Source organism: Lysinibacillus agricola (genome assembly GCF_016638705.1).
In the GTDB taxonomy this organism is placed as follows: domain Bacteria; phylum Bacillota; class Bacilli; order Bacillales_A; family Planococcaceae; genus Lysinibacillus; species Lysinibacillus agricola.
Genome location: NZ_CP067341.1, coordinates 4,425,931 through 4,448,902 on the forward strand (window position 1 = coordinate 4,425,931; position 22,972 = coordinate 4,448,902).

Genomic DNA, 22,972 nt, shown 5'->3' on the forward strand with positions numbered 1-22,972 from the left:
TAATTTAGTGCATAACCTTTACCATAATAGCATGAAAAGTCGTTCATTTCATGCAGACAATACAGATAAAGTAAAACTTTCATCAGTGAGGTTATTCTACACCGATTATTCGTTCAACCTCGAGCACTTTCTCTCACTTAAAAACACTTCAATTTTTCATCTTCCATCTAAAATCCACACATGAAAGCTCTTCACCGAAAGTTTCGGATGACATTGTGTTAAAAAGTATATCATGTGTATAAGTTGATTGTAGTGGAGACTGGGCGACTCCTCGGGGATTAGCAATAGAGGAACGAAGGCTAAAACCATCACATCCTGTGATAACGCCTTCGTGACCAACATCATGTTGACCCGAGACCCTGCAGCGAAGCGTAGCGGCAGCAACAAATGTTTTATCTGCGCGAAAGCGAAGCGTCAGCGGCAATGTTTTGTCTGTGCGAAAGCGAAGCGACAGCAACAAAGCGCCCAGTCGGAACGGAAATCAACCCCACGTTATAGTGACGAGCTACTTAAAGTAGAAGATAAGGAATTATAAAATACTTTTGTTTTATTTTCAATGTGAAAGAAGCCCCTCTATATAGACTTCATGTATAATAGGAAAGATTCCTAATTTGAACAGAAAGTGAGTTTAAATATATGTACGATGTTATCGTTATCGGTGGAGGCCCATCTGGTTTAATGGCTGCTGTCGCTGCTGGAGAGCGAAAAAAGAAAGTATTATTACTAGAAAAAGGGACAAAGCTCGGCAAAAAATTGGCCATTTCAGGCGGTGGTCGCTGTAATGTCACAAATCGTTTGCCTGTTGAAGAAATAGTCAAGCACATACCTGGAAACGGTCGTTTTCTTTACAGCCCATTCACAGTTTACAATAATGAAGATATTATCGCATTTTTCGAAGGACTTGGCGTGGCATTAAAAGAGGAGGATCATGGACGTATGTTCCCTGTATCTAATCGCGCGCAAGATGTTGTAGATGCACTTATTCGTCAGCTTCAACGTCTACATGTTGAAGTACGCTTAAACACACCCGTTAATAAGCTGCTAATGGATGAGGAAAAAATTCTTGGGGTACGTCTTACAGATGGCACAGAAATTCGTAGTGAGGCAGTAGTCGTTGCAGTTGGTGGAAAAGCTGTTCCACAAACAGGCTCAACAGGAGATGGTTATCCATGGGCAGAACGTGCTGGTCATACAATCACAACGCTTTTCCCTACTGAGGTTCCTGTCCTATCAAAAGAGGATTTTATTCAAGCTCGTGAGCTACAGGGGCTAGCATTACGTGATGTCGCTGTCTCTGTTTTAAACAAAAAGGGCAAGGTGCTCGTAACGCATCAAATGGATATGCTCTTTACCCATTTCGGATTAAGTGGTCCAGCTATTTTACGCTGTAGTCAATTTGTTGTGAAAGAATTAATGAAAACAGGTTACGAGCCTGTGACAATGCGTATTCAAACACTTGTTGATTATAATGAAGAAACGTGTCTGCAATATTTAAACAGACTCATTAAAGAAGATCCAAAAAAAGCGGTAAAAAATGTTTGGAAAGGAATTGCGCCTGAACGCTGGTTGTTATTTTTATGTGAGCTTGCAGACATCGATGTACAAATGACAGGTACTGAATTATCACAGGAAAAAATCCGCAACTTAGCTAGACTACTCGTCAATTTCACAATGACAGTTAGTGGTACGCAATCTCTTGAAAAAGCATTTGTCACAGGCGGTGGCGTGTCTGTTAAAGAAATTGAACCAAAAACAATGGCCTCGAAGAAAAAGGATGGTTTATTCTTCTGTGGAGAAATCCTTGATATTCACGGCTACACAGGTGGCTATAATATAACGTCTGCACTCGTTACAGGACGTATCGCAGGGATGAACGCAGCACTGTAATTTACTCTATTTTTCGGACTTCTATCAGCGATTTTGTATCACATAAAAAGCGTGTCCTGAAATAAGGACACGCTTTTTTAACTTTCTTTAGACATATATACTTCCTCAAATGGTTGAATGATAACAAAGCCTTCACCTGAAAACGCCATTTGAATGGATTCGCCACTACCACGACCGATAAATGTTCGGAAGCTAATATCTGTTTTAAACTCTGGTGCCAAATTACCTGACCATGCTACTGTAGCATGTGGATCAGTATAGACCGTTTCACCAGGCTTCACTAACAAGGTTAACGGTTCGAAATGGGTTGTAATAGCTACCTTCCCTCTTCCTTGTAGAGTTACATTAAACAACCCACCTGACATGACTCCTGCCATTTTACGCATTAAATGAATATCCCAATCAATACTTGGCTCGAATGCGAGTAAATCATTGCCGTTTACACAAATACTTTCATCCTTTAAATCGAAGACCGTTATTTTTTTCCCTTGATCGGCTAAATAAAGTCGCCCCTTACCTTTCGCCTTCATAAGTTGTGTACCTTCGCCGGTTAATACTTTTTTAAACATTTTACCTAGGCCATGCTCCAAAACACGCTCACGCTCAAACTTAATATCTCCTATGTAAGAAATCATAGCGCCCATTTTCGACCAAACCTCGCCATTTAGGTTGACCTCTAATACACGCTCAGTTTCTAACTCGAAATATTCATTTTCGTTGTCGTCCTGCTGTGTTTTATTGATAAATTCATTTAAAGAAAATTTCCCCATATCACATTGCCTCCTTATTTATTTTATATACGCTTTAACTTATGAAAAGATTCAATCAATGCCATTAAATCAATTTCGCCTTGGCGTAATTTTTGCCCTAACTGACTCATCGAACACCCCCAGAAAATCGCCTTCACATTATAAAAATCCCTAGTTTTAGGTCACCCTTTTGAAAATTGATTAATGGACCTCGCATTTGCTTTTCGTTACAAAATTTCTCTTTTGGTAGCGAAATCACTTTATTTCCCGAAATGTTATTGACATCAGACAACAGCTGTTATACATTAAACAAAGATTAATCAAGTGTTATATAACAACAGCTACAAAAAAGGACCATATAAGCGTCATGTGCGAAATGACACTCATATGGCCAATACCTTCAAGTGCGAATTAAAAGTAATATTTATTGTGTAGCGGAGACGTCTCCAACCTTTTGAGAAGCTTCTTTTAATGCTGTTTGTTTACGTACATCTGCACGTAAAGTTAGCGAAATAATTAATGAAACTGCAATTAATCCGGCAAATACATAGAATACTGGAATGTAGCTTCCATAAGCATTTTTAATTGCGCTCACTAAAAGTGGACCAAAAATTCCACCTAGTGACCAAGTCGTTAATAAATAACCATGAATGACTCCAAGTTGCTTCGTACCAAATAAATCACTTGCAAATGCAGGTAAATTTGAGAAACCTCCACCATAGCAACTAACAACTAAGAAAATAAGTGCTTGGAAAACAATAACATTTGTTGTATGCGGTAAGACGATAAATGTAACTAGCTGTGCAATAAAGAAAATTACGAAGACGTTCGAACGACCAATATAGTCAGACACAGCAGCCCATATTAAACGACCACCACCATTAAATAATCCCATTATTCCTACCATTGCTGCGGCTCCCGCAACTGATAATCCTACAATTTCCTGAGCCATTGGAGATGCAACAGAAATCATCATAATACCTGCTGTTACGTTTACTAAATGCATCGACCATAGCATCCAGAAATGCTTAGTTTTTACAGCTTCACGTGCTGACATGACAGCTAAATCTTTTTTCACTACTTCTTGACCATTATTTGCAGCAGCCTTCATATTCACTGGCATATAACCAGGTTCAGGCGGTGCTATATATGAAGCCCCTAAAATCATTAACGTGAAATAACTTGCCCTAAAAATAAAGTACGTTGTAGAAATACCTACAGCCTCCATTAAGTTAGCTGCGACTGGCGCTGTAATAAGTGCCCCTGAACCAAATCCAAGTACAGCCATACCTGTTGCTAAACCGCGGCGATCCGGGAACCATTTTACTAATGTCGATACAGGCGCAATATAACCAATACCCATACCTAATCCACTTAGTAAACCATATGTTAACCAGTACATTGTTACGGAATCCATTGAAATCGCTACACCTGCACCAGCTTGTCCTGCTCCAAATAGAACCGCTGCTACCATCGCAGATTTACGTGGTCCCATTTTTTCTACTAAGTTACCAAATAATGCTGCAGAAAAACCTGCAAGCCCCATCATTATTGTAAAGGCAACCGTTACGTTTGTTTCACTCCATCCCATTTCTGTAACAATCGGTAGCTTGTATACACTGTATGCATATGCTCCACCAATTGAAAGGTGAATAGCGATTGCGGATAATGCAATTAACCATCTATTTTTATTCATAATTTCTCTTTTCTCCCCTCTTTTGCTACCTGTGAAAGTTTTATGAACGTCCATGTAAAACAATTTAACACTTAGAATTATTCAAATGCAAGATGTTTTTTCAAAAAATATTATTTCTCCAAAAAGTATTTTATTTTTTATCCCAGTAATTTTATAACGGAAACCCTACAGTCTCTAAGTAAATAGATGTTTATTAAACGAAAACCACAACATTTTTTAGCTAATATTATTTTTCTACTCTATTATCTCAATACACTAAAATTATCTTGATATAATTAATTTTGTGTATAATTTCACATTCAATCTATGTATAGTTAACTTTCTCCAACTCACATAATTTCCTCGAATTTCTTCAAAAGAGTATAAACGAACATTCAATACGTAGAAATATTTAGAACGAAAGAGAATTTCGAAACCTAAACAAACAAAATTTTTTCAAGTAAAAAGAAACTAAAAAATAATATTGAATGGCATTTATAACTATTAATGGATTTACCATTAAATAAATCCAATACATATTGTGCATATTTCAAAATGAATTATCATTACTTATTCATTTTTATTATTCAAATATACATTTTTTCTTTTAAAAAGAATTATTTAAACGTTAAAACAACTAATCCAATCAGTTATAACAAAAACAGTTGCTATAGCACACAAGTAATAACAGTAGATTTTGATGTTAAGCCAAAATAAAATAGTAAAAGTTGTAGGGTGAGATATTTCCCTACAACTTTCTTGAACTAATTCTTTTTTTGTACAATTAAAATTCCTATGATAGATGCCAATATTATAATCAAACCGCTTAAAAACATGGCGAATCGAATGCTTATATGATCAATCAAATAGCCAAAAATATAATAACCAATTGGTAAAAACAAAAGCCCACCGAACATTTGTAAACTTGTCACACGACCAAGGTATTCTTCTTCAATTAATTCTTGTACCGCACTATCCCATATAATCACAAATGAGGTAATAGCAAAACCGATACAAAACATCATCAATAAAGAGAGTAGAAAGATATTTGAGAAGGATAAAAATAAAATGAGCAACCCAACACTAAACATAAAAAGATAATATTTTTTGAAGTTATTCGAAACCTCGGATTGCCTACTAATAAACCATGCCCCTAAAAATGCTCCTAATGCCATGCTACTCAATAACCAGCCAAAACTTTCAATTCCCTTGAAGTATTCATTTGCATAAATAGGTAGGATAATAACATCAAATGAGGCAATCCCAATATTTACAACAGAACCAATCAAAATGCTATAACTTAGCCATTTATGTTGAATTAACACTTGGAAACCCTCTTTAAATTGTTGCCATAATGATTTTTTCGATTCAACTGCTGGCTTTCTTCCCATAGATAGAAAGGCAAAGGCGAAAGCGGCAAGTAAAAATGAAACAGCGTTGATACCAAATGTAATAAATATGCTAAAAGTTGCGACTAAATAGGCAGCTAGAATAGGTCCAATCATTTCGAAGACTTGTTGTGCCATAGCTCGATAAGAATTTGCTTTTACTAGATATTCTTTATCCACAATACTAGGCAAGATTGCTTTTAATGTGGGACGATATAAGGTATTTAATGTTCCTAAGAAAAAGGTAAGCAAATAGATGTGCCAAATACGAATATGTTTGTTTATGATGAGATAAGTGATTAGTAAAAGAGCAATACCTCTTACTAGATTGATGATAACAATTAGAAACTTCTTAGGTAGCTGGTCCACGAGCATACCACCTAAAAGAAGAATCAGCAGTTGAGGTATAATAAACATGCTTTGCGTTGCACTAATATCGCTCGCTTGACCATCTAAATGAATAATTAAAAAAGGCAAGGAAGTTGTAAATAAAGCAATGCCAATAAATGAAACAATTTGTCCGCTAAATAGCATCACAAAGTTTTTATTTTTCCACACAGTTATCCTCTCAATTTGATTCATATTATGATATGAATTTACAAAATTGTATAGTTTTTCGAAAAATACCAAATGAAATTTGACTGAATATTAAAAAAATTGTATATTTAGATGTAATAATGGGAGGTGATTAGATTCTAGCCTAATAGTTAAGAAAAGTCTAAGTCTAAATTTTAAAAAAGGAGAGGGTATTCATGTTAAAAACTAAGTTGAATTTATCGAAAGGTAAAATTGAAGTATTTGCAACTAATTTACAGACGCCTTCGCATATGGAATGGACAAAAGATGGTAGACTATTAGTTTCTGAAACAAGTGCTGGAAGGGTAAGCGATATTACTAATGGTGGGAAAATTACAGAGAACAATGTGGTTTATGATGGTTTAAATGGACCTTCAAGCATTGTTCCTTTAGAAGACGGTAGAATTTATGTTTGCGAAACCTTTGCAAATAGAGTAACAAATATAGGTAAAGATAATGACAATAAAAAGCTGAATTTTGATAATTTTAACCGTCCTTATAGCATAGTTGTACAGGATGGTAATTTAGAAATTGTTGAAAGAGAATCGAGCTTTTCAAATAGAGTAGTTAAAATTAATATGGAAAATGGTGAAAGCCATACGAAGATAACTAACATTCCAGCTCTACCATTACCTGGTTTAGAGGGATTGCTACCTACGGAACAATTTAACGATGACTTTAAAGAGAATTGGTTCCTATACTCTGGGTGTTCGGGCTGGAAAGCAAACTTATTGGATAAAGAAGGTAATATTTATTCTCTTTCTAGTAGTTCTGTCATGGGAACTATTGTGTACGACCCTGACATACCAACAACATTCTTGGACTTAGTAGATATGTTTGATCCAATTGCTACAGGTTTAGATTTAATGGGCGGGATGATTCAAAATAAAAATAATCTTATGTTATATGTCACACAACCAAGAAAAGGGACTATAATGGAGATTAACCCATTTGAAAATAGAGATTATAGATTTACCCCACCAATTGTACAGGGATTGAATTTCCCAACTTGTATTAGATTTAGTCCCGATTTCAAAGAAGCCTATGTTTGTAGTTCACCAACAGGTTCTGTTTGGAGATTTTATGATTTTGATTAAAAATAGATTATAATACCTAGATCATTCACCAACATATACAAAATCCCACAGAATAACTGACCGATCAGCTTTTCTGTGGGACTCTCTTTTTAACTTAAGAGATGAAAAAAAAATCCATTTCTATTAAAGTTATTGCTACCAACCAAACACCAAAGAAAGGATTCTTATAATCTCAAACTTCGTAGCTAGATAAACCATCCCAAAACAGATGGCTGTAAGTTGCACTATTATAAATTTATCTTTCTTGACACTATTTTTAGGTATACAAAAAGAACCTCATTCTTTGATAATAGTGCGATTGACTAAAAAAACACTACCAAAGCAGAAGAGGTGCTTTAATTGAGCTTTTTAATGGTACGTTGAAACATATCGATTTTAAGATTCAAAAATTCATTAAAGGTCAACTTCAGCAATGGATTATCGACCTTCCTAGTTATATCAAGGCTTATTTACCGATTTCATTGTGAGAAATTTGTGTTATTAAGATAAATGTTTTACCTCATTATAAAAATTAATCTCTTCCATTGATTTTTTCGATACTCTATTTCACTCAAACCAGTATTTTTAAGCAAGGTTTTTCCAGAACCAAGTTATCGTTCGATAATGCTGCTAAAATTTGCATTTATGACCGCTCCATGGACTACAAGGATAACGTACTTATCAGACATACTCCATTTTTATTTTCTGTAACCCCTCTAATACTCTATTTGTTAAATTCTCTCTAGACTCTTGATTTGGATAATTTTTTGAGGATACATTCTTCTTCTTTCTTCTATCGATAAACCTTCTACATCACCATAATCTCATTCACTAAATCGGAACATTTCTAGTAAAGGAATGTTTATTTCTTCTTTAATAATCATTGCCGCTTGCTTTACTCGTAATAAGGGACTACTAATAATAACATCCCATTTATTTTTAGATAAATAGTAAGCGCACTGCTTTGCATATCAATGCCTGTATCATTTAACAGAATATTCATTCTCTCTTATAGTTTTCCAGGCTTATTCCATTCAGTTTCCCCATGTCGCACAATACAAATTCTAGTCAAATTCTCTCTCCCCCAATTGTTTAGATTAAATCTCAAAACAATTATACTATTCTTACTATGTAAAATAATTATTATCCCGACTAATAAAGATCGATAAAATGTAAAAAAAGACAGAATCAAAATTTGATTCTGCCTTTAATCTTATATTAATGAAATGATCCAACCATCAAAAGTACTTCCGTTAAGACTCCAGTTCTGTAGCAAGTAATCTTAACTTTTATAGAAGCATGTAAATGGTGTTTCTTTCATTTATTTTACGACGATATTCACAAGCTTGCCTGGAATGACAATTACTTTTACTAAGTTTTTGCCTGCCATATACTCTTGTACTTTGCCATCAGCAAGTGCTACTTTTTCAATTTCTTCTTTTGAAGCGTCTTTTGCTACGATGATTTTTGCACGTACTTTACCGGCCACTTGAACTGCGACTTCCACTTCATCATCAACAAGTTTAGACTCATCAAATGCTGGCCATTCCTTATATGAAAGTGTTTCATCATGACCTAATATCTGCCATAACTCTTCAGCAACGTGTGGAACCATCGGAGCTAACATTTTCACAAAGCCTTCAGCATATGCTGTTGGAATAACATCTGCTTTGTAGCAATCATTGATGAATACCATCATTTGTGAAATAGCTGTATTAAAGCGAATACCTTCATAATCCTCTGTCACTTTTTTCACAGTTTGATGGTATGATTTTTCAAGCGCCTTGTCATCAGAGGCTTGAATTTTCGCAGCGATTGTTCCATCTTCATTGACAAATAGACGCCAAATACGATCTAAGAAGCGACGTGCTCCGTCCAAGCCATTTGTTGACCATGCAACAGATGCTTCAAGTGGACCCATAAACATTTCATATAAACGTAAAGTATCGGCACCGTGTGAAGAAATGATTTCATCAGGGTTGACGACATTGCCTTTCGATTTAGACATTTTTTCATTACCTTCACCAAGAATCATCCCTTGGTTAAATAATTTTTGGAATGGCTCTTTCGTGTGTACGACACCTAAATCGTAAAGTACTTTATGCCAGAAGCGAGCGTAAAGTAAGTGTAATACTGCATGCTCTGCCCCACCGATATAAATATCAACTGGTAACCAGCGTTTAAGCAACTCAGGATCTGCAATTGCCTCTTTGTTCGTTGGATCAATATAGCGTAAGAAGTACCAGCTAGAACCTGCCCACTGAGGCATTGTATTCGTTTCACGACGACCTTTTTTACCTGTTTCCGGATCAACAACATTTACCCATTCTGAAATATTCGCTAATGGTGATTCACCTGTACCCGAAGGACGAATATTATCAGTTTTTGGTAGTATTAATGGCAATTCTGATTCTGGTACTGGCGTAATTGATCCATCTTCCCAATGGATCATTGGGATTGGCTCTCCCCAGTAACGCTGGCGGGAGAATAACCAGTCACGCAGACGGTATGAGATTTTCTTCTCCCCTACGCCTTTTTCCTCAAGCCATTCAATTGCCTTAGCAATACCGTCCTCTTTGTTTAAGCCATCAAGGAAGTCAGAGTTAATGTGCTTACCATCTCCTATGAATGCTTCTTTGCTGATGTCTCCACCTTCAAGTACAGGAATAATTTCTAAGCCAAATTCTGTTGCGAATTCATAGTCGCGTTCATCATGTGCTGGAACTGCCATGATTGCACCAGTACCATATGATACTAATACGTAGTCCGCAATCCAAATTGGCACTTTTTTACCGTTAATCGGGTTTACTGCATAGGCACCTGTGAATACGCCTGTTTTTTCTTTCGCTAAGTCTGTACGTTCTAAATCAGATTTCATTTTTACTTTTTCTAGATAAGCATCTACAGCTTGTCGTTGTTCAGCAGTTGTAATTTGTTCCACTAATTTATGCTCAGGTGCAAGTACACAGTATGTAGCGCCAAATAATGTATCAGGACGAGTTGTAAACACTGTGAAGTTTTCATCTGTGCCATCAATACCGAATATTACTTCTGCACCTTCCGAACGACCAATCCAGTTTCGCTGCATATCCTTAATAGATTCTGGCCAATCAACTTCCTCTAAGTCGTCGATTAAACGGTCTGCATAGGCAGTAATTTTTAGCATCCATTGCTTCATTGGACGACGTTCTACTGGGTGACCACCACGTTCTGACTTCCCATCAATAACTTCTTCGTTTGCAAGTACTGTTCCAAGTGCTGGGCACCAGTTTACAGCCACTTCATCCACATACGCCAAGCCTTTTTTATAAAGTTGGATAAAAATCCATTGTGTCCATTTGTAATATTCTGGGTCTGTTGTGTTAATTTCACGATCCCAATCATAGCTAAAGCCTAGCTCTTGAATTTGACGTTTAAATGTCGCAATATTTTTTGCTGTAAATTCTGCTGGGTCATTCCCCGTATCAAGTGCATATTGTTCTGCTGGTAAACCGAATGCATCCCAGCCCATAGGATGTAAGACATTATAGCCTTGCATGCGCTTGAAGCGTGAAAGAATATCTGTCGCTGTGTATCCTTCTGGGTGCCCCACATGAAGACCTGCACCTGATGGATATGGGAACATATCTAACGCATAAAATTTTGGTTTTTCCATTTCATTTTCAGTTTTGAAAGTTTTATTATCAGCCCAATATTGCTGCCATTTTTTTTCGATTTGTTGATGATTAAAGCTCACGATTTTTCCTCCTTTAAACTTGTAATGTTACTCATCGTAAGAATTGACAAAATATTTAAAAAAACAAAAAACTCGCCCCTTTCTTAGTCAGAAAGGGACGAGAGAATTCGTATCTCCCGCGGTACCACCCAAATTAGTGATCACACTCGGCTTTAGCTTCCTTAACGCGGAAGGAACGGCACGCGTTATTCACGCGGGCAGACTCAGAAGGCGAGTTCAATTTGCTTTCCTACTAGCTCCCACCAACCGCTAGCTCTCTAAAAAGAACCACAAATTTACTATTCCTCATCACTGTCTTTACATGTATTGCATTTATTCTAATGGAAAGTTTTGAAAAGCACAAGCCTTTGTTTATATACTACCCATTACTGAACAATTATATCCTTTTTTCCTTATATCGCTATAAAGTGAAACTTTAATCAGTAGGGATTTTTCTTCATCCCCACTGATTATTAGCTTTCACCAATCGGGCTTTTACACCTAACTTCTTCGCTTTCGGCACAGTTAAATTACTGCCCGTTAATGCGAGATAATTCCTGACATTCACGAAAAGCAAAATGCTTACACCCAATGCATTGATTTGTATCTAAATAGCTTAGAGCTTTATTTATCGCTTCCCCTGTATGCGGATAGAAATTTTCCTCACCGATTTCATCATATAAGCCATTGTGCTGTAGTACCCTTTTTAATTCATCTTGCACACCTGTAACTAAAATGGTGCCACCCTGGGCTTTAAAATTCCGGATGACATTACCAAAATATGCCTCACCTGTTGAATCCATAAAAGGCACTTTACTCATACGTAATATTAAAGCTTTTTGCTGTTGCTGAATGGAACTTACAATTGCCTCCTCAAAAGTTTGGGCTGCACCAAAGAAAAGTGGGCCCTCAATTGTATAAATACTAATTTGTGGACAATCCCGCTTCTGATGAACAACATGTGATTGCACTTTTCCGCTCTTTAACGAATGGTCTGGTAATACCTTTGTTACTACAAGCTTTTCGCTCATACGCTTCGCAAATAATACGACTGCTAATACGAGCCCAACCTCTACAGCTAGTGTTAAACTTGTAAAAACAGTGAGAAGAAACGTAATCATTAAAACGAGGGAATCTCCTGATTTTAATTTAACGATATGCGCAAAATGCTTTTGCTCACTCATATTCCAAGCCACAACCATTAAAACTGGAGCCATACTTGCCAATGGAATATGGGAAGCAAAAGGCGCTAATAATAATAAAGTGACTAATACAAATACCCCATGAATAATACCTGACATTGGTGATACTGCACCTGTTTTAATATTTGTCGCAGTACGGGCAATAGCACCCGTTGCAGGAATCCCTCCAAAGAAAGGAGTGACGATATTAGCAATCCCTTGACCAACAAGTTCTCGATTACTATTATGTTTTGTATTTGTCATCCCATCCGCTACTACCGCAGATAGAAGTGATTCAATTCCACCAAGCATGGCTATCACAAATGCTGGTCCAATAAGTAGCTGAATTCGCTCTAATGTGATATCTGGTATTGCAAAATTCGGTAATGAATTTGGGATTTCACCATAGGCTGTTGCTATTGTGGCAACTTGTCCAGAAAAAAAGAACGTTGCAACAAGCGTAGAAACTACAATGCCTGCTAACGCCCCTGGAACTTTGGGTAAAACTTTCGGTGTGATTAAAATAATGATAAGACTAATGATTGCCGTTAAAATACTATAAAAGTTTGTCGTACCAATATGCAAAACAATTTCTTTTATATTGTCAATAAAATACTCATGTCTTTTAATATTAGTCAAACCTAAGAAATTGGCAATTTGGCCTGTAAAAATAATAACTGCAATTCCTGCTGTAAAACCTATTGTCACGGGACGAGGGATAAATTTTATTAATGAGCCAAGTTTAAACAAACCCATTAAGCACAAAATAATCCCGGCCATTAATCCAGCAATTAGTAAGTTTTCATAGCCATACGAAATGACTATCCCTAGCAGAATTGGCACAAACGCACCTGTAGGTCCCCCAATTTGATACTTCGAACCACCAAAAAGAGAAATAAGTATTCCAGCAATAAAAGCTGTATATATTCCATACTCCGGCTTAACACCTGACGCAATGGCAAAGGACATTGCCAGTGGTATTGCCACAATCCCCACAACAATCCCTGAAATTAAATCTTTCTTCAAATGATGAACTGAATATCCCTCATATCGCCCTGTAAACAGTGACTTCATCTATAAATCTTCCCTTCAAAATAATAAGTAAGGTAAATGTTTTATAAGATCTCCAGTTTACAAACACTACATATCCTCTTCATTATTTTCGTTAATGGTCATCTCTTCTAATCTTGTAATTGTATTTATTAAGTGATTGTTGAAAATATCTTTTGCTACACCAAGTAATTCTCCAATCATCGGATCGCTTAAAGAATAGTAAACTTTTTTACCCTCTTTCGTCCCATACACAATATTTTTGCCTCGTAATACACTTAATTGCTGTGAGACAGCTGAGCCCTCTTTTTCTAAGCAGCTTTGTATTTCATTGACACTTTTCTTACCATCCACCAGTAATTCCAATATTCTAATTCGTAATGGATGTGCTAAAGCTTTAAAAAAATCTGCCTTAAATTGCTGCAAGCCCTCTTCCACATTTATCCCTCCAAGGAACTTCATCTTCATATATTCAAATATTTGAATATGTATGATTGATTGTACGCTAATAGATGCTATTTTTCAACACAAGACATAAAAAAAGAGCGAAAAACGTGTTTCCCACACATTTTTCCGCTCGTTCCGAAAGTATTTTTGTTAATTTTTACTATCAATCTGTCACTATTTTATTCTTTCGTAAAGGATAATCATAGATAAGACATGGAATAATTGCAAACAATACAATAATTACTAGGATTAATACGAGTGCAACCATTCCAAATTGATCAACCATAATACCACCAAATAAAGGTCCAATCATACGACCTGCTGTTGCCGCACTATTGATAATCCCTTGATAAAAGCCCTGCCGTCCTTTTGGTGCAAGCTGATTGGCGATGGTAGGTAAAGCGGGCGTATAAAACATTTCGCCAAAAGTTAGCACTACCATGGCGGCTGCAAACATTTTAAAATCACTCGCAAAGGCAATGATTCCAAAGGATAAGGCGATAAGGGTAATACCAAATACTAATTGACGTTTTAATTTATTTTCCCAACGCTTCACTAGAGGTGCAATTAGCGGTTGCCCTAAAACGATGAGTAGACCATTAATAGTCCATAATAAGCTGTACTGTTTCAATCCTAATCCTAGATCTTGCGTATAGGAAGAAATAGTCGCACTCCATTGTGAATATGCTAGCCAGCATAGCACAGAGGACGAACTTATAATTAATAATGCATAAAACGGTGCTTTATTAATTATTCGCTTACTTTCACTCACTACATTTTTCGGTGCAATGCTACCCTCTTCTAGTCGTTTAAAAGTAAATAATGCTATAAAAAAGAACAATATATACATAGCTAAGTTGACCTTGAATACGTAGTCAAATTGGTAATCAGCAACAACACCAGCAAGTGCAGGTCCAATTGCCACTCCTAGATTTTGAGCTAAATAAATTGCGTTAAAGGCCTTTCGTCCGCCCTCAGGCCATGCCGTTCCAGCTAAAGCAAACATTCCAGGGAATACGATACCTCCACTAAAGCCCAGTACCATTAAGATCCACACATAATGTGGCCAACCATGCCAAATCGTTAAAGTAATTAATGAGGCAATCGTCAAAAGAATGCCAAACATTATGGATTTATAGCCACCTATTCTATCAAATAAATACCCACCTAATAGATTCCCTAATACGCCAGCAGCAGAATTCAACATCAACACAAAGCCAGCCATCGCAAGGGACTTCCCTAAATAATCGTGCATATAAATGGCATTTAAAGGCCATAAAAAAGAGTTGCCCGTTGTGTTCACAAGCATTCCGATAATTAAAAACCAAACACTTTTTGGCATAGAATGACCTCCGTTATTTCGCTACTCTAAATAGTTAGTTTATGTTGAAAAATACAAAAGCACAAGAAAAATAATTTTACTCTTTTTACATAGGCTTTAAACTACTTTTTGTGTAGGTTTCGGTTGGCCCTCCTCATGATTTTCTTCGGTCGAAGTACTTTTTGCTCGCCTCCCCCGCGGTTTGCTCCAGTCACCCACATAATTATTAAATTCTTCCCTCATGACGGAAACATCAGCACGTGATAAAATATAGTGTTAGAGGAGTGAAATAAATGACAGAAACAAACTTTCCTTTTCCTTCAGATGGGAAAAGATATTATACATGGAATCGCTATTTACGTGAGCAATTTGGTCATAAAGTTTTTAAAGTAGCACTAGACGCAGGCTTTGACTGCCCAAATCGTGATGGTACAGTTGCCTTTGGAGGTTGTACGTTTTGTAGTGCAGCAGGTTCAGGTGATTTTGCGGGTAATAAAGTTGATCCTATCGAAGTGCAATTTGCTGAAATTCGTGACAAAATGCATCAAAAATGGAAGGACGGCAAATATATGGCCTACTTCCAGGCATATACAAATACACATGCACCACTACCAGTTTTAAAGGAAAAATTTGAAGCAGCCTTGGCCCAAGAAGGTGTTGTTGGATTATCCATCGCAACTCGCCCAGATTGTCTGCCAGATGATGTTGTTGAATATTTAGCTGAATTAAACGAACGCACCTATTTATGGATTGAGCTCGGACTTCAAACTGTGCATGAAAAAACAGCAAATCTCATCAACCGTGCTCATGATTATGCAACATATGTAGAAGGTGTTGAAAAGCTACGAAAGCATGGTATTCGTGTATGCTCTCACATTATTAACGGCCTTCCTCTTGAAGACTATGACATGATGATGGAAACTGCACGTGAAGTCGCAAAGCTTGATGTACAAGGCATTAAAATTCATTTACTGCACCTTTTAAAAGGGACACCAATGGTTAAGCAATATGAAAAGGGTATGTTAGAATTTTTAGATCAAGACGTTTATACAAAGTTAGTCGCAGATCAACTTGAAATGCTACCACCAGATATGGTTATTCATCGAATCACAGGTGATGGTCCGATCGATTTAATGATTGGCCCGATGTGGAGCGTTAATAAATGGGAAGTATTAAATGGAATTGATGCTGAGCTTGAACGCCGTGGAAGCTGGCAAGGGAAATTTTATAATGCTGAGGTTGCAAAATGAAGTTACAACGCGTTTTACAATATGCACAACAGCTAATAAAAGATACAGTTGAAGAGGGTGATACTGTGGTGGATGCCACTGCAGGAAACGGACACGACACATTGTTTTTAGCACAGCTTGTTGGCGATGAAGGTCAAGTATACGCCTTTGATGTTCAAAAGAGCGCTGTTGATGTAACTCTCCATCGCCTTTTAGATAATGGCTTAGAGCATCGTGCACTTGTTTTACATAGAGGGCATGAGGAAGTAGCCAACTATGTACACAAGCCAGTAGCTGCTGCAGTTTTTAATCTTGGTTATTTGCCTGGTAGTGACCATGACATCATTACAACGCCAAATACTACGATACAAGCAATTGAAGATTTGCTAAAGCTGCTCAAAATCGGTGGTCTTATTGTCCTTGTCATTTACCACGGTCATCTGGGTGGCAAGGAAGAACGAGATGCTGTGATAGAATATGTCAGTCAACTTCCCCAAAAATATGTACATGTATTAAAATACGAGTTTCTAAATCAACAGAATGATCCACCCTTTGTTATTGCTTTAGAAAAAATGAAAGATTACCCTTTAAGCTAGTTAGATATTTTTAATATTAATTTTTTTGAGGCATGGTTTCGATATCGCATCGGACTCATGCCTTTTTATAAAGAAAATATCCCCCGATGGCGCGGGGGATATGGAGGAGTAACTTACTTTCATGTCAAATTACCTTAATTAACTTAGCTTATGTTAGATTTTAAAAGTGTGTTGTTTCATTGCATCTACATATCGTTGATTGACTTTATCCCAATCGACAGTATTCCACCAATTCGTAACAAATTCAGGTCGACGATTTTGATATTTCAAATAATATGCATGTTCCCATACATCAATAACAAGTAGAGGAATTTTTCCTTCTTTTAAAGGTGTGTCTTGGTTAGCTGTACTCATTATGGTTAATTGCTCTCCATCCAATACAAGCCATCCATAACCACTTCCAAAGCGGGTAATTGCTGCTTTAGAAAGCTGATCCTGAAAATTATCAAACGTTTTAAAATAATAATCAATCGCCTTTCCAATATCAGCATTTGCCTCACCACCGCCATTTGGACTCATCAAATCCCAAAATAAACTGTGGCAATAGTGCCCTCCACCGTTATTCTGTACGGCTGTTTGAATGTCAGCTGGAAGTAAATCAAGATTGCTTAGCAAATCTTCCAACGGTTTACTTTGTAAATCCTTATGACTTTCTAAGGCTGTGTTTAAATTATTTACATACGTAGCATGATGCTTTGAATGATGAATTTCTAACGTTCTAGCATCAATATAGGGCTCCAACTGATCATAATCATATGATAGTTTCGGTAAATGGAACACAGTCAATTTTTCACCACCTTCCAAAAAGTTTCTTTAAGGAAAAATAATTTCCTTAAGTCAAAATATACCTTCTTTTTCTGTTGGCGTCAATAGAAATGTTATTTTCTTTTTATAGTTCTTTACTGAAATATGTAATTGACTGCATGGGAATCAAGATCAGATTTTAGTATTAATCCTTTTTTAGATCATCACCATAACGTGTGGTTGATTTCCGTTCCGACAGGGCACTGATGAGCCCTTTTTATAGAAAACAAAAAACTATCTAATAGAATGTTTTAATCTATTAGATAGCTTTCTCTTTATTGTCTATTTATTTTTACGTTTTTCATTATAATCTACCCAGAAATCTGCACCTTTAATTCCTAGTTTACGAGGATCAAAAACAGGATCTTTTCCTTCTTTTTTCTGTTTCTCATAATCCTTTAATGCGACTATAGCAGGCTTCATAATAATTAAAATCGCTATAACGTTAACCCAAACCATCAGGCCCAATCCAACATCTCCCATCGCCCAGGCAAGGTCAGATGTACGTATAGTACCGTAGAACGCAGCAATTAAAATAGCAATCTTCGCAATCCAAATGGCGACTTTCTCGGTAGCTCCTGAGAATAAATAAGCGACATTTGTTTCGGCAATGTAGTAATATGCCATAATTGTTGTAAAAGCAAAGAAGAATAATGCAATCGCTACAAATGGGCCACCAAAGCCTGGTAACGAAGACTCAACCGCATATTGTGTGTATGCTGCACCTTCTTTAATACTTTTCGCAAATGTCATTTGTTCTTCTCCAGTTAATCCGCCCTTATTGAACTCACCAATATGAACAAATGGATCAGTGCCTTCCGCCGCTTTTTCATCCTGCACATTATACATACCAGTAAATAAAATCATAAATGCTGTAGCTGAACAGATTAATAATGTATCAATGTACACAGAAGCTGCTTGTACGATCCCTTGTTTAGCAGGGTGTGATACTTCTGCTGCCGCTGCTGGATGCGCGCCCGTCCCTTGACCGGCCTCATTTGAATAAATTCCGCGTTTAACCCCCCATGCAATAGCGGAGCCAATAATACCACCAAAAATTTCTTGCGCTCCAAATGCGCTAGAAAAAATTAATGCAAATACTGATGGTATTTCTTTAATATTCATTACAATAATGATGATGGCCATAATAATATAAGCTAATGCCATGAAAGGGACTATAATCTGTGCAGCATTGGCAATCCATTTAATCCCACCGATAATAATCGTACCTAATAATACAACAATAATAAGTCCTGTAATCCAAGTCTCAATATTAAAAGCGTTTTCAACCGCTGTCGCAATTGCATTCGATTGAACACCCGGCATCAAAATTAGCATGGCAACTAATGCGGCGATGGCAAAAATAACAGCAAACCATTTTTGCCCCATTCCTTTTTCTATGTAAAAAGCTGGTCCGCCCCGATATTCTGTATCTTTCTCTTCTTTATAAATTTGAGCCAATGTCGACTCAACGTAAGCAGTTGCCGCACCGATAAAGGCGATTACCCACATCCAAAAAATAGCACCAGGTCCCCCCATCCCGATAGCTGTAGCTGTACCGGCTATATTCCCTGTACCTACTCGACCAGATAATGCGATAGACATCGCTTGGAAGGATGAAATCCCTTTTTCCGATTTTTCACCTTTAAACATTAAAACAAACATATCTTTAATGTGTCTTACTTGTAGGAACCGTGTAATAATTGAAAAAAAGAGCCCTATTAATAAAATACCATAAATAAACCACGGTCCCCATAAAATGTCATTCATTTTCCCAACGATTGCTTCCATCTTACCCCTCCAATTTGAAAAAAATTACTTTAAGTCATTATAGTATTACACTTTTCAGAAAATTACAATATTATATTTTAGTAACAATAAATTAGTAAATTTCTAGTTAATTGGAGAGGTAAAAGACTACTTAATGATATAGCCAATTCTTCGGAGAGCATTATTAATAAAATCACGTATATAAACAAAAATCTCTTCACGCTCTACTTCATGAAATAGATTATGATAACAGTTTGCCCATTCTTTGAATTGAAACTCTGTAAATTCCTGCTGTTGAAGCCAATTACGAGTTTGTTTAGTTTCTGTAATGCTATCTTTTTCAGCTGTCATAACTAACATCGGCATATTAGGAAATTCAGCCTTAGGCAATAACACTAAATTACGCATCATTTGCTGTAGCTCTCGATACCATTTCACTGAAACGACTGACATAATAGGAACCTCATCCTTCATCTCATCTCTACCTTCTACACTGCGTGTTAATGTTTTTAATGTAATTTCATGGGTTAACTTCACATTTGCTGTCAGGGCACTTAGGCTAGTTAAAGCATTTGATAGTTTACCTGGCAATAGCTTCAAATTTAACCAAGGCGAAGTTAAAATAATTCCTGCACATTCATATTTTCGCTTTTGCATGGTATGTAGTAATAATGTTGCGCCAAGGCCATGCCCTATTAAAAAGACAGGTAAATTATACGAAAAAGCATTCTCGATTAAATGCCTCGTATATTTGTTGTATTCTTTAAAATCTTCATCATGGACACGTGAAACCCTTGCATTTACTCCATGATTAGGTAAATCTCCCATGACTATGTGGAAGCCTTCCAATCTAAGTTTTTCTATAAGCCATGCATACCAGCGGTGATTTTCATATGCACCATGAAGAATAGCAACCACAGCCTTTGCTTGTCCATCAGCTTCCCATTTCCACATTTTACATAGTCCTCCTAAAAAAATAATTACACAATGATTATATCGAAAATATTCAGTTCATTTTAATTTTATATTTCCATAAAGTTGCGTATTTGATACGATAATATTACATCATAGAAAGAAAAGAGGCGATTATCATGATCTATCCATTTAAAGGTAAAACACCAAAGATCGAGCCATCTGTCTTTATTGCCGATTATGCAACCGTTACTGGTGACGTTACAATAGGTGCTGAAACAACAATTTGGTTTAACACAGTTATTCGAGGTGATGTGTCACCCACAATTATCGGAAAACGAGTTAGTATTCAAGACCTCTGTTGCTTACATCAAAGCCCTAAATATCCGCTTATTATTGAAGATGAAGTAACAGTCGGACATCAAGTAACTTTACATAGCTGTACGATTCGTAAAAATGCCTTAATCGGTATGGGCTCAATAGTATTAGACGGAGCGGAGATTGGAGAGGGTGCATTCATTGGAGCGGGTAGTCTTGTACCTCCTGGCAAAGTCATTCCTCCGAATAGCTTAGCATTAGGTCGTCCAGCAAAGGTTGTACGAGAGTTAAATGCTGAAGATAAAGAAGATATGGAACGCATCGTACGTGAATACGCAGAAAAAGGTCAGTACTATAAATCTCTTCAAACACAAAATAAATAGCTTTTTCAACTAAATCGAAGCAGCTCCTCGTTTTCTTGGACAACCAAGCCATACATGGTTGCCGGATGATCTATTAATTTGGAGCTAATTTATTTCGGTAAAAATGTGAAAGGGGCTATTAGAACGCCGAGCCCCTTTCTATAGTACTTTAAAATAATTTTACAGCTACTGCATTACTTTAGCTAAATAATTTATAACCCAGCTTTTTCTTTTAATGCGTCAGCTTTGTCTGTTTGTTCCCAAGGTACATTTAAGTCAGTACGACCGAAGTGACCATATGCTGCAGTTTGTTTATAAATAGGGCGACGAAGGTTAAGCATTTTAATAATTCCAGCTGGACGTAAATCAAATAGCTCGCGTACCCAATTTACAATTTCACTTTCCTTCACTTTTCCTGTCCCAAATGTATCAACAGCAATAGAAACTGGCTGAGCAACACCAATTGCATAAGCTAATTGTACTTCAGCACGTTCTGCTAAGCCTGCTGCTACGATATTTTTTGCCACATAGCGTGCTGCATATGCCGCTGAACGGTCCACCTTAGTTGCGTCCTTACCAGAGAAAGCACCTCCGCCATGACGTGCATAGCCACCGTATGTATCAACGATGATTTTACGGCCAGTTAGACCAGCATCCCCTTTTGGACCACCTATTACGAAACGGCCAGTTGGGTTGATGAAATATTTAGTATCAGCATCTAGTAATTCACTTGGAACAACTGGGGCAATAACGAATTCTTTTAAATCTGCTTGAATTTGTTCAAGCGTCGCTTCTTCATCATGCTGTGTTGAAATAACAATCGTATCTACACGCACTGGTACATTGTTTTCATCATATTCAATCGTCACTTGCGTTTTTCCGTCTGGACGTAAATATGCTAGTTCACCAGATTTACGTGCTTCAGTTAAACGACGAGCCAATTTATGCGCTAAACTAATCGGTAATGGCATAAGCTCTGGTGTTTCGTTACATGCAAACCCGAACATTAAGCCTTGGTCACCTGCACCAATAGCCTCAATATCAGCGTCAGTCATAGAGCCTTCACGCGCCTCTAAAGCTTGATCAACACCCTGTGCAATATCAGGCGATTGTTCACCAATAGCAAGAAGCACTGCTAGGTTTTCAGCATCAAAGCCATATTTTCCTCGTGTATAACCGATTTCTGCTACAGTATCGCGGACAATACCTTTCATATCTACATAGGTAGAAGTAGTAATTTCTCCTGCTACTAATACTAAGCCTGTTGTTACTGTTGTTTCACACGCTACACGTGCATTTGGATCTTCTGCTAAAATAGCATCTAAAATGGCATCCGAGATTTGGTCACAAATTTTGTCTGGATGTCCTTCTGTTACACTCTCTGATGTAAACAGTCGACGGTTTGTCATTTGGTTTTCCTCCTATTACGCTTATAAATAGTATTTGCGAATTAATACGGTACTCATTACCCATGTCAAGCTCGCTCCTATGGATTGAACTCTCAAGCCGTTGCTGCTGTCGTTTCACTTTCGCACAAAAAAATAGCTGCTGCTTTTAACACGAGATTTCGAAAGATCCGTCATTATAATAAGGAAAGAACTACATATACTTACCTTTAGATTTGTTTTTAACAATAAAAAAATCCTTTTCTCACGCTTACTTAACATGAGGAAAGGAATAATGACTTCGTAACCTTTCACTCTTATCGTTCAAGGGGTTTCCCCTTGCATCAGGTTGGCACCAACGCATGTCGTGAAATAGTTCATGCAGGTTGCCGGGTTTCATAGGGCCTGACCCTCCACCAGCTCGGGATAAGAGTATCCGTTCAATATCTCATATTACGTAAAAGGTCGAACGTTGTCAAATATTTTTGCTGTATTATATAAAGGAAATAGGGAATTCGATGAGTTTCAATA

17 protein-coding genes, 1 riboswitch and 1 other annotated feature are annotated in these 22,972 nt (G+C 37.0%); of the genes, 5 read left to right on the top strand and 12 right to left on the bottom strand.

All coding sequences use genetic code 11. The features are described 5' to 3' along the window. Positions 1-636 precede the first annotated feature (636 nt). Entirely contained in the window at positions 637-1,887 is a 1,251-nt protein-coding gene (locus FJQ98_RS22060) for a BaiN/RdsA family NAD(P)/FAD-dependent oxidoreductase (RefSeq protein WP_053592841.1), read from the top strand. A gap of 77 nt (positions 1,888-1,964) precedes the next feature. Here the strand turns inward: FJQ98_RS22060 and FJQ98_RS22065 are convergent, their stop codons facing one another. The 3 genes from FJQ98_RS22065 to FJQ98_RS22075 all read right to left on the bottom strand — a co-directional run bounded on the left by FJQ98_RS22065 (position 1,965) and on the right by FJQ98_RS22075 (position 6,257). Next, entirely contained in the window at positions 1,965-2,657 is a 693-nt protein-coding gene (locus FJQ98_RS22065; RefSeq protein WP_053592842.1) for an AIM24 family protein, read from the bottom strand. Positions 2,658-3,060: 403 nt separating this feature from the next. Beyond that, a complete protein-coding gene (locus FJQ98_RS22070) occupies positions 3,061-4,332 on the bottom strand; it encodes an L-lactate MFS transporter (RefSeq protein ID WP_201406547.1) in 1,272 nt (423 codons plus the stop codon). A 743-nt stretch (positions 4,333-5,075) separates the two neighbouring features. Beyond that, complete coding sequence (locus tag FJQ98_RS22075) at positions 5,076-6,257, bottom strand: MFS transporter (RefSeq protein ID WP_053592844.1); 1,182 nt, start codon at positions 6,255-6,257, stop codon at positions 5,076-5,078. A 194-nt stretch (positions 6,258-6,451) separates the two neighbouring features. Between FJQ98_RS22075 and FJQ98_RS22080 the strand changes: the two genes are divergently transcribed. Next, positions 6,452-7,372 (top strand): NHL repeat-containing protein, encoded by a 921-nt coding sequence (locus FJQ98_RS22080; protein ID WP_053592845.1) that lies wholly within the window; start codon positions 6,452-6,454, stop codon positions 7,370-7,372. Positions 7,373-8,175: 803 nt separating this feature from the next. Here FJQ98_RS22080 and FJQ98_RS27060 read toward each other — a convergent pair. The 5 genes from FJQ98_RS27060 to FJQ98_RS22105 form a co-directional block, all read right to left on the bottom strand. Further along, positions 8,176-8,274, bottom strand: a complete 99-nt coding sequence (locus FJQ98_RS27060; protein WP_343069299.1) for a hypothetical protein — start codon at positions 8,272-8,274, stop codon at positions 8,176-8,178. A gap of 398 nt (positions 8,275-8,672) precedes the next feature. Continuing rightward, entirely contained in the window at positions 8,673-11,087 is a 2,415-nt protein-coding gene (gene leuS / locus FJQ98_RS22090) for a leucine--tRNA ligase (protein WP_053592846.1), read from the bottom strand. Positions 11,088-11,177: 90 nt separating this feature from the next. Next, positions 11,178-11,388 (bottom strand) — a binding site (T-box leader). A gap of 208 nt (positions 11,389-11,596) precedes the next feature. Further along, positions 11,597-13,321: a SulP family inorganic anion transporter gene (locus tag FJQ98_RS22095; RefSeq protein WP_053592847.1), complete on the bottom strand. Its 1,725-nt coding sequence runs from the start codon at positions 13,319-13,321 to the stop codon at positions 11,597-11,599. 66 nt (positions 13,322-13,387) lie between these two features. After that, a complete protein-coding gene (locus tag FJQ98_RS22100; protein ID WP_075807157.1) occupies positions 13,388-13,759 on the bottom strand; it encodes an ArsR/SmtB family transcription factor in 372 nt (123 codons plus the stop codon). A 148-nt stretch (positions 13,760-13,907) separates the two neighbouring features. Beyond that, complete coding sequence (locus FJQ98_RS22105) at positions 13,908-15,086, bottom strand: MDR family MFS transporter (RefSeq protein ID WP_053592849.1); 1,179 nt, start codon at positions 15,084-15,086, stop codon at positions 13,908-13,910. A gap of 272 nt (positions 15,087-15,358) precedes the next feature. On the opposite strand from FJQ98_RS22105, the gene mnmL reads away from it, so the two are divergent. Together mnmL and mnmM are read left to right on the top strand one after the other, a co-directional pair. Further along, positions 15,359-16,315 (top strand): tRNA modification radical SAM protein MnmL/YtqA, encoded by a 957-nt coding sequence (gene mnmL / locus FJQ98_RS22110; protein WP_053592850.1) that lies wholly within the window; start codon positions 15,359-15,361, stop codon positions 16,313-16,315. Next, positions 16,312-16,890 carry a tRNA 5-(aminomethyl)-2-thiouridylate-methyltransferase MnmM gene (gene mnmM, locus FJQ98_RS22115; RefSeq protein ID WP_053592851.1) on the top strand — a complete coding sequence of 193 codons (579 nt, stop codon included), beginning with the start codon at positions 16,312-16,314 and terminating at the stop codon, positions 16,888-16,890. The genes mnmL and mnmM overlap by 4 nt, the downstream gene beginning before the upstream one ends. Positions 16,891-17,043: 153 nt before the next feature. Here the strand turns inward: mnmM and FJQ98_RS22120 are convergent, their stop codons facing one another. The 3 genes from FJQ98_RS22120 to FJQ98_RS22130 form a co-directional block, all read right to left on the bottom strand. After that, positions 17,044-17,676, bottom strand: coding sequence for a superoxide dismutase (locus FJQ98_RS22120; protein WP_053592852.1), 633 nt, complete (start codon positions 17,674-17,676; stop codon positions 17,044-17,046). Between the two features lie 300 nt (positions 17,677-17,976). Next, positions 17,977-19,485: an alanine/glycine:cation symporter family protein gene (locus FJQ98_RS22125; protein WP_053592853.1), complete on the bottom strand. Its 1,509-nt coding sequence runs from the start codon at positions 19,483-19,485 to the stop codon at positions 17,977-17,979. Between the two features lie 126 nt (positions 19,486-19,611). Beyond that, positions 19,612-20,418, bottom strand: coding sequence for an alpha/beta hydrolase (locus FJQ98_RS22130; RefSeq protein WP_053592854.1), 807 nt, complete (start codon positions 20,416-20,418; stop codon positions 19,612-19,614). A 137-nt stretch (positions 20,419-20,555) separates the two neighbouring features. On the opposite strand from FJQ98_RS22130, the gene FJQ98_RS22135 reads away from it, so the two are divergent. Then, entirely contained in the window at positions 20,556-21,077 is a 522-nt protein-coding gene (locus tag FJQ98_RS22135; RefSeq protein WP_053592855.1) for a gamma carbonic anhydrase, read from the top strand. Between the two features lie 191 nt (positions 21,078-21,268). On the opposite strand, the gene metK is transcribed toward FJQ98_RS22135, so the two are convergent. Beyond that, positions 21,269-22,465: a methionine adenosyltransferase gene (gene metK / locus FJQ98_RS22140; RefSeq protein ID WP_053592856.1), complete on the bottom strand. Its 1,197-nt coding sequence runs from the start codon at positions 22,463-22,465 to the stop codon at positions 21,269-21,271. 290 nt (positions 22,466-22,755) lie between these two features. Beyond that, positions 22,756-22,874, bottom strand: a riboswitch (SAM riboswitch). Positions 22,875-22,972: the final 98 nt, after the last annotated feature.